The organism is Acinetobacter sp. UBA2581 (genome assembly GCF_002339435.1).
GTDB classification, from domain to species: Bacteria; Pseudomonadota; Gammaproteobacteria; order Pseudomonadales; family Moraxellaceae; genus Acinetobacter; species Acinetobacter variabilis.
The window spans coordinates 46078-52384 of record NZ_DDLD01000022.1 but is presented as its reverse complement, the minus strand read 5'-3'; the positions used below and the strand labels follow the sequence as shown (position 1 = coordinate 52384).

Genomic DNA, 6307 nt, shown 5'->3' with positions numbered 1-6307 from the left:
ACGCTCAGCAAGGATTTTGAAGGTTTTCAGGCTGCCAAATACATGCTCAATTCCGATTCTTCTTTTATTGATTTCTTGATTATAGATTTTCAATTCAGGATCCAATTTACAGTATCTTTTGGCTTTTAAGGGCAACAGGCTATTCGGATACAACACATAAATCCCCTGATAGCCTTTATCTGCAAGGATAAAAGCCCCAAAAGGAATCTGGTTTAAATTGCGTTTAAACAACTCGAAATCATGCACTGCACCGCGACTGGTACATAAACTCAGAATTCGCTGAGTCTTGTAGTGAATCATGGCCTGTACTTTAAAGGTATGGGTCTTTTTCTTACCGCTATAGCTTTTCTTCTGTTTTTTTAGGCCTTTGGATTGGAATTTCCGTGGCATCCACGATCACAACATTCCAGTCGATGCCTTCGCCCTCGGGTAAATCTTTGGGTAAATTAAACAGATTGGAGCGAATCAGGCAGTCTTCAACATGACGGACAATTCTTGAGGCTGTGGGCTCTGAAACCCCGTAACTCGTCGCAACGTGAAATAAGGTTCGGTATTCTCGCCAATAGCTCAGACAGAGCAGAACCTGATCCTCCAGGCTTAACTTGGGCGGTCTGCCTTTGGCAGAGACATGCTTCTGCAATTGCTCAACCATCAAATAGAAAGTTGACCATGAGATGCCTGTGTATCGCTTGAACTGAGGATCAGAAAGCTTGTTTGAATCGATGTATTTCATCCGCAGATTATGCACGAATGCCAAGAAATCCGGAGTGCAAATATTAATCAAAAAGAAGATCGTTTTTTGATTTATGAAAGAGATCTACTATGTTTCTAATATTTGGTAACAAGTTAAAGATAACATTTTTCAGATTCTCATCCCTTGATTTTGATGCTATGTATTTCACGTTTAATTCAGTAATAAATAAATTATAAAAAAAGGATGGGGAATAATATGGCGAATATACAGATATTGTCGGCAGAAAATGGAGAATTAATTCAGGATATTAATACTAATATTTTGAATTTAACCTAAAAATCAGTGATTAAGGTAAATGTCACGATTGATGAAGTGGCAAAAATTACGCGTCAAGGTAATTCGGCTGTTATCCATTTTAAAAATGGTGAAACTATTACGATCGAAAATTATTTTGATTATGTAGTGAATGATAATCGAATCGTTTTTGAGCATGAAGGCCAATTGTACTGGGCGGAATTTACTGATGAAAATGGGGTAATGCTCGATACGATTCGATATCACCCGCTTACAGGAGATCTGGCTGAGAGTGGAACCGTAGCTGCGGGTGTTTTACCTTGGCTGGGTGGGGTACTGGCTCTAGGAGCTATTGCGGCAGCGGCAGGTGGAGGCTCATCCTCAGGAAGTAGTTCGGATAATCGGGATATGAGTCCGCCGAAGTTAACCGGCGTCATTGTGAATGAAGAAGGCCAGCTTGAACTGAGTTTCGATGAAAATATAAATGGTTCAAATCCACGCGCTGAAGATTTCACAGTGGTTGTGGATGGAGAAGAAATTCCCGTCACCGATATTATTGTACAAGATGATAAGATTATCCTGATTACGGAACCAGAGATCCGGGACGGGCAAGAAGTTACGGTTGAATATCAGGATAGTACACCTGATGATAATCAGGGAATTAAGGATTCAGAAGGGAATGTATTAGAAGATCTGGATTCAGATGATGTGGGGGGAGTGCAGAATCCGGATATTAGTGGGTCCGTACTTTTAGCTGTCGAAGTGAATGCTGACGGTAACATCGAACTCAGTTTTAACGAAACTTTAGATGCAGATAATTTACCTCCTTTAGATAGTTTGGTCGTTACAGTGGGTACCGCACCAGATCAAACTACGGTCGATGTGATTAATATTGTTGCCGATGGAAATACCTTAACGCTAATTACCAGTCCGGTGATTGCAGCAGGTCAGACTGTCAGTGTGGAATATACCGATCCAACTGCTGGGAATGATGAGAATGCGATTCAGGACTTGGCAGGGAACGATGCTGCAAGCTTTAGCACAGTGGATCTACCCAATGGAGTTGTAAATAATTCAGAACGTTTACTGAATCTTACCGATGATAATGTGTCCGCAATTTTGGAAGGATCACAAGATGCGACTGTAGTGGCAACATATAGTGATAGTAGTGGTATCGACGTGCTCAATGGCACTTCGGAAGTTGCCGTAGTCGGTTTTACGATTGAGGAAAATACTTCTAGTGTAGTGATCGCTGTACAGCAAGAAAATCTGGTTGGCTTGGCGAATGCCTTTACTTTCGTGGTACGTAATACAACCACTGGCGAAGAATTTGAGGTCGCTTCAGCAAATACCAGTCAAGGCGGCTTGATTGCTGGTGCATTGGGACTGGAGCTACTGGGTGGAGTGGCAGATGCTCAAGGATTGAAGCTAGATATTAATGACTTGCCTGCTGGAATCTATGAAGTCTCTGTATATGGTGATTCTTCACAATTAGCAGATATTCTGACCACTATAGATCTAGCAAGTTTAGGGGATAACACGGTTAACAATCTGGTGTCAGATACCGTATTAGGTCTACTGGAAGCTACCTTGACTGGCCAAAATGCTGATCCTCGTGGAATTCTGGAGCAATTGACACTTCGTGAGTTATTGGATTTAACTACAGGTTCTTCTGTACCAATTATAAATACTTTAACCACAGCAGTTGATTCAGTTTTGTCATTGGCTCTGGATAACATACTAGTTCGCCCAATATTAGGTGATGTATACAATACCTCCGTAGGGAGTTTACTTGCAGGAAATGAAGGCGGGGCATTAGGATTCCTATTAACTACCTTAGGACTGGGTACAGCATTAGATGCGCTTCTAAATGGAATTTTAGAAGGGGTAGACGGTGCAGGCCAGGCATTATTCGATAACCTGGTAGAACCATTAGTTAGCGATATTTTGCTAGATACCGTGCTTGAAGATACTGGCCTGACGACTGGTTTAAATACCTTACTAGGATCATTAAATACATTGCTGAGTACTTTAGGGCTGGGTGATGTTTTACCTGCTGTTGATGGCTTGATAGATCTGATCGCTCAAGAAGCCTTAAGTAATCCATTAACGCTATTTGGTGGAACCACTGCTGAAGTCTACGAAGTTAATGGAGAAATCTACCGTGCAACAGGCAATATTCAGGAAACTTCAGCCGACGGCACACAAGCCGATAATTGGGCGGGTGGCGTATTAACTGAGATTAATGGGCAGCCAGTAACTTTCGATTTAAGTGATGAGGGAGATAACTTTACCATTATCGAAGGGAGGTATGGTGAGCTCAAACTCTATGAAAATGGTAATTTCAGTTATGAATACAATAGTTCAGTATGACAGAGCCCATTACTCATTGAGGTATTTGAATATACAGTAACGCGTAATGCGGGACAGGCCGATCAGGAAAGTGCTTCAGCAAATCTGGTGATTAATATTGATCGCGTAAACCAGATTCTTAACTATGCTGATGATCCAGCAGATAACCTGTTACAGGGTGGCGCAGGTGATGACATCCTGACGGGTGGTGCAGGAGCAGACACAGCGATCTATTATTTACTGAATAATGCTGATGCAACAGGCGGCAATGGTACAGATACCTGGACTGACTTCAATGCAGTTGAAGGTGATACCATCGATGTCTCTGCATTATTAAGTGATCAGGCAGTAGATGCATCAAATCTGGGGAACTATATCACGCTCGAACAACGTGGAGATGATACAGTCGTGACGATCGATCATGATGGTTCCGATACCGATACCACCTTTGCGCGCGCTGATTTGCTGATATTGCGGAATGTAGACAGTGCAACTTTACAGCTGGATGACATCATTAAATATAATCCAATCTAACCAGAAGTTTTTAAAATGGATTATTCATAAAAATTTGTGATGTCATTGAACTTCAATTAAAAAATCCCGCTTGATGCGGGATTTTTTAATTTTACATGGGCATTTAAAGTGTTAAAAACCAGATAGAAGCAGCAATGACGACAATTAAGATAACCAGAAAGATTTTTAGATTGGTTTTAGGATACGTGGTGCTCAAGCTTGCTTTCGTAATTTCCTGACCTTCAGGATCATACAGAATCACCTTTTGTACACTATTTTCATAACCTAACTCTAGCAGGGCACGCTGTTCAAGAGCTGTCAGACCCTCTTCAGGCATATCCATAACTTGCAGCAGCGTTGTAGAGCCCCAAAGTTTTTGAACAATTGAAGTAGATACCAGCTGTTTTAGGGTTTCTGAGGCAGCCTTAAAGTCGGCAATGATGCTGCGTTCATGAGCATAGGGAACGGAAGGGACCATTGTTTGCACAATCGTGCCCTCATTGTCCATCAGTTGCATTTTATCTTTATAAATTTGCACCCATATTGCATTGGGAAGTTTGGATAACTGATCTTGCAGCATGAATTGCCCACGTATTGCTTTGATATTAAATTAAATAATCTATAAACATATCCCGTATCAAGACGGGATATGTAATGTTCCATTACTTGGCAGGAGCGCCATATTCATTATTTTCTTTTTTGGTATCACTTGCCCACCAGATGATGAGTAAAATTATTCCTATCCCTGTAAGCACAAGCAATTGCCACCATCCAGAGCGTCCAATGTCATGCAAACGACGCGCCCCTACAGCCAGATTTGGGAGTAAAAGAGCTAAATTTAGCAGGCCATTCACCAAAGGTTTGGTACCTAAAACTGCATCAATGACTTCACTAATAATGCCTAAAATTACACAAAACAGCATAAAGAACCAAAATTCTTTACGGCGTGCACGACCAGAAAAATTTGCATAATTGGTTAGACATTTTACAAACCAGTCGATACTGCTATAATTCTCTTCAGCCTGATCCAGATTGGAATATTTGTTAATCTGATTGCTAATGCTTTCTCCCAGATGAATCGAGCTGCCCAAAGCCAGATAAATATCTGCTGCCTGACCGGTTGAGTTAACAATAAAATCAACTCGGTCACCGCGTGATGGAGGGCGTTGTCCACGCCAGTCTGCACCGCTAAAACTGTAGCGGTTGTGATCATCCCCTGTGATAAAACCCGTATTATCTTGAATAGAAAAATCCAGGATGGAACCTTTCATAAGCCCTCTCTATTTATCTTCTGGCTATTATGGATTTGTATAAATATTATTCATATATGGCTGATAGTAGCATAGGAAATTTAGTTTTAGATCAAGCTTTTATAAAAATATTTAGGTAATAAATTTTCAGTATCTAAAGCTAGAAATTCTGATTAATAAGAAGTTGATTTAGCTGATAATAAATAGTTTAATTAAATTTAGATTTTCTTAATTTGTTGAATAATAAGCAATAATTCAAGGGAAGAAAAACTGAAGTAAATTTAATAAAGCTCAGAATATACTAAGATTTATAAAAATAATTTAAATCAATAACTTAATTAATTTTAGTATTTTACTCAATATGAATATATTGCGGATTTTTACGTAGAGTTTGAATAAGAAACTAATCCTCAACAGACTTTGCTTAAGTTAATAAATGCTTATATATTGATCTCATAAAACAACTTAAACATTACACTGTTTTTAAGCTAATTCACCTATTTTATAAAGGCATTTTTAATTAATAAAACATTAAAGGGTGCCATGATGAAAGCTATTCCAATGAAGAAGGTGATTAACTGTGTTGCGATGAGTGGTGTATTGCTATTCACTGCTGGGCAAACAATGGCAATGAATCAGCAATCTTCAACTGCTGCTCAAGCAAATTCTAAAGCATCAAATGACAGCCGAATGCATTTAACCGAGAGTCAAGTGATTAAGGTTGTAAGTACGGTCAATAACGGTGAAATCAAACAGGCAAAAACAGCCTTGCCAAAACTTAAAACAGATGACGCACGTAAGTATGCGCAAATGATGATTAGCGAACATACAGCAAACGAGAAAAAAGGTCAGGCTCTGGCAGACCGTTTAATATTAACTCCGCAAGCAAGCAGTCTCAGTACGGCATTGCAAAGTGATAGTGACAAGATTGTTACTGACCTGAGCAAGCCATCTGCAGCTGATAAAGACTATATGATGAGCCAAGTTGAAGTACATCGTAAAGCCCTGAACACTTTGGACACACAATTGATTCCAAATGCGAAAAATGCGGAATTAAAAAGCATGTTGACGCAAACCCGTACTGCGGTAGCGACACATCTGAAAAAAGCTGAACAAATCGTTGAAAAGATGAAATAAGTTGAGCATTCATCCAATAAAAAAACCGCCATTTTAGGCGGTTTTTTTTGATCATAATACTTTATAT

Annotated in this window: 7 protein-coding genes; 3 read left to right on the top strand and 4 right to left on the bottom strand. The window is 39.7% G+C overall.

What is annotated here, in order from left to right; all coding sequences use genetic code 11:
• Together B3Q46_RS02795 and B3Q46_RS02790 are read right to left on the bottom strand one after the other, a co-directional pair.
• Positions 1-390: transposase family protein (locus tag B3Q46_RS02795; protein ID WP_286713310.1), on the bottom strand; the 390-nt coding region annotated here is incomplete at its 3' end.
• Positions 338-733, bottom strand: coding sequence for a transposase family protein (locus tag B3Q46_RS02790; RefSeq protein WP_008306679.1), 396 nt, complete (start codon positions 731-733; stop codon positions 338-340). The genes B3Q46_RS02790 and B3Q46_RS02795, both read right to left, overlap by 53 nt.
• A gap of 303 nt (positions 734-1036) precedes the next feature.
• On the opposite strand from B3Q46_RS02790, the gene B3Q46_RS02785 reads away from it, so the two are divergent.
• Together B3Q46_RS02785 and B3Q46_RS02780 are read left to right on the top strand one after the other, a co-directional pair.
• On the top strand, positions 1037-3361 hold the full coding sequence (locus B3Q46_RS02785; protein ID WP_286713306.1) for a SwmB domain-containing protein: 2325 nt from the start codon (positions 1037-1039) through the stop codon (positions 3359-3361).
• Positions 3362-3448: 87 nt separating this feature from the next.
• Complete coding sequence (locus tag B3Q46_RS02780; RefSeq protein WP_286713304.1) at positions 3449-3874, top strand: type I secretion C-terminal target domain-containing protein; 426 nt, start codon at positions 3449-3451, stop codon at positions 3872-3874.
• Between the two features lie 103 nt (positions 3875-3977).
• Here B3Q46_RS02780 and B3Q46_RS02775 read toward each other — a convergent pair whose 3' ends face one another.
• Both B3Q46_RS02775 and B3Q46_RS02770 read right to left on the bottom strand, forming a co-directional pair.
• Complete coding sequence (locus B3Q46_RS02775) at positions 3978-4433, bottom strand: hypothetical protein (RefSeq protein ID WP_286713302.1); 456 nt, start codon at positions 4431-4433, stop codon at positions 3978-3980.
• Positions 4434-4515: 82 nt separating this feature from the next.
• Positions 4516-5124, bottom strand: coding sequence for a DUF805 domain-containing protein (locus B3Q46_RS02770; protein WP_286713300.1), 609 nt, complete (start codon positions 5122-5124; stop codon positions 4516-4518).
• Between the two features lie 525 nt (positions 5125-5649).
• Between B3Q46_RS02770 and B3Q46_RS02765 the strand changes: the two genes are divergently transcribed.
• Entirely contained in the window at positions 5650-6240 is a 591-nt protein-coding gene (locus tag B3Q46_RS02765; RefSeq protein WP_286713298.1) for a DUF4142 domain-containing protein, read from the top strand.
• The last annotated feature ends 67 nt before the right edge of the window (positions 6241-6307 follow it).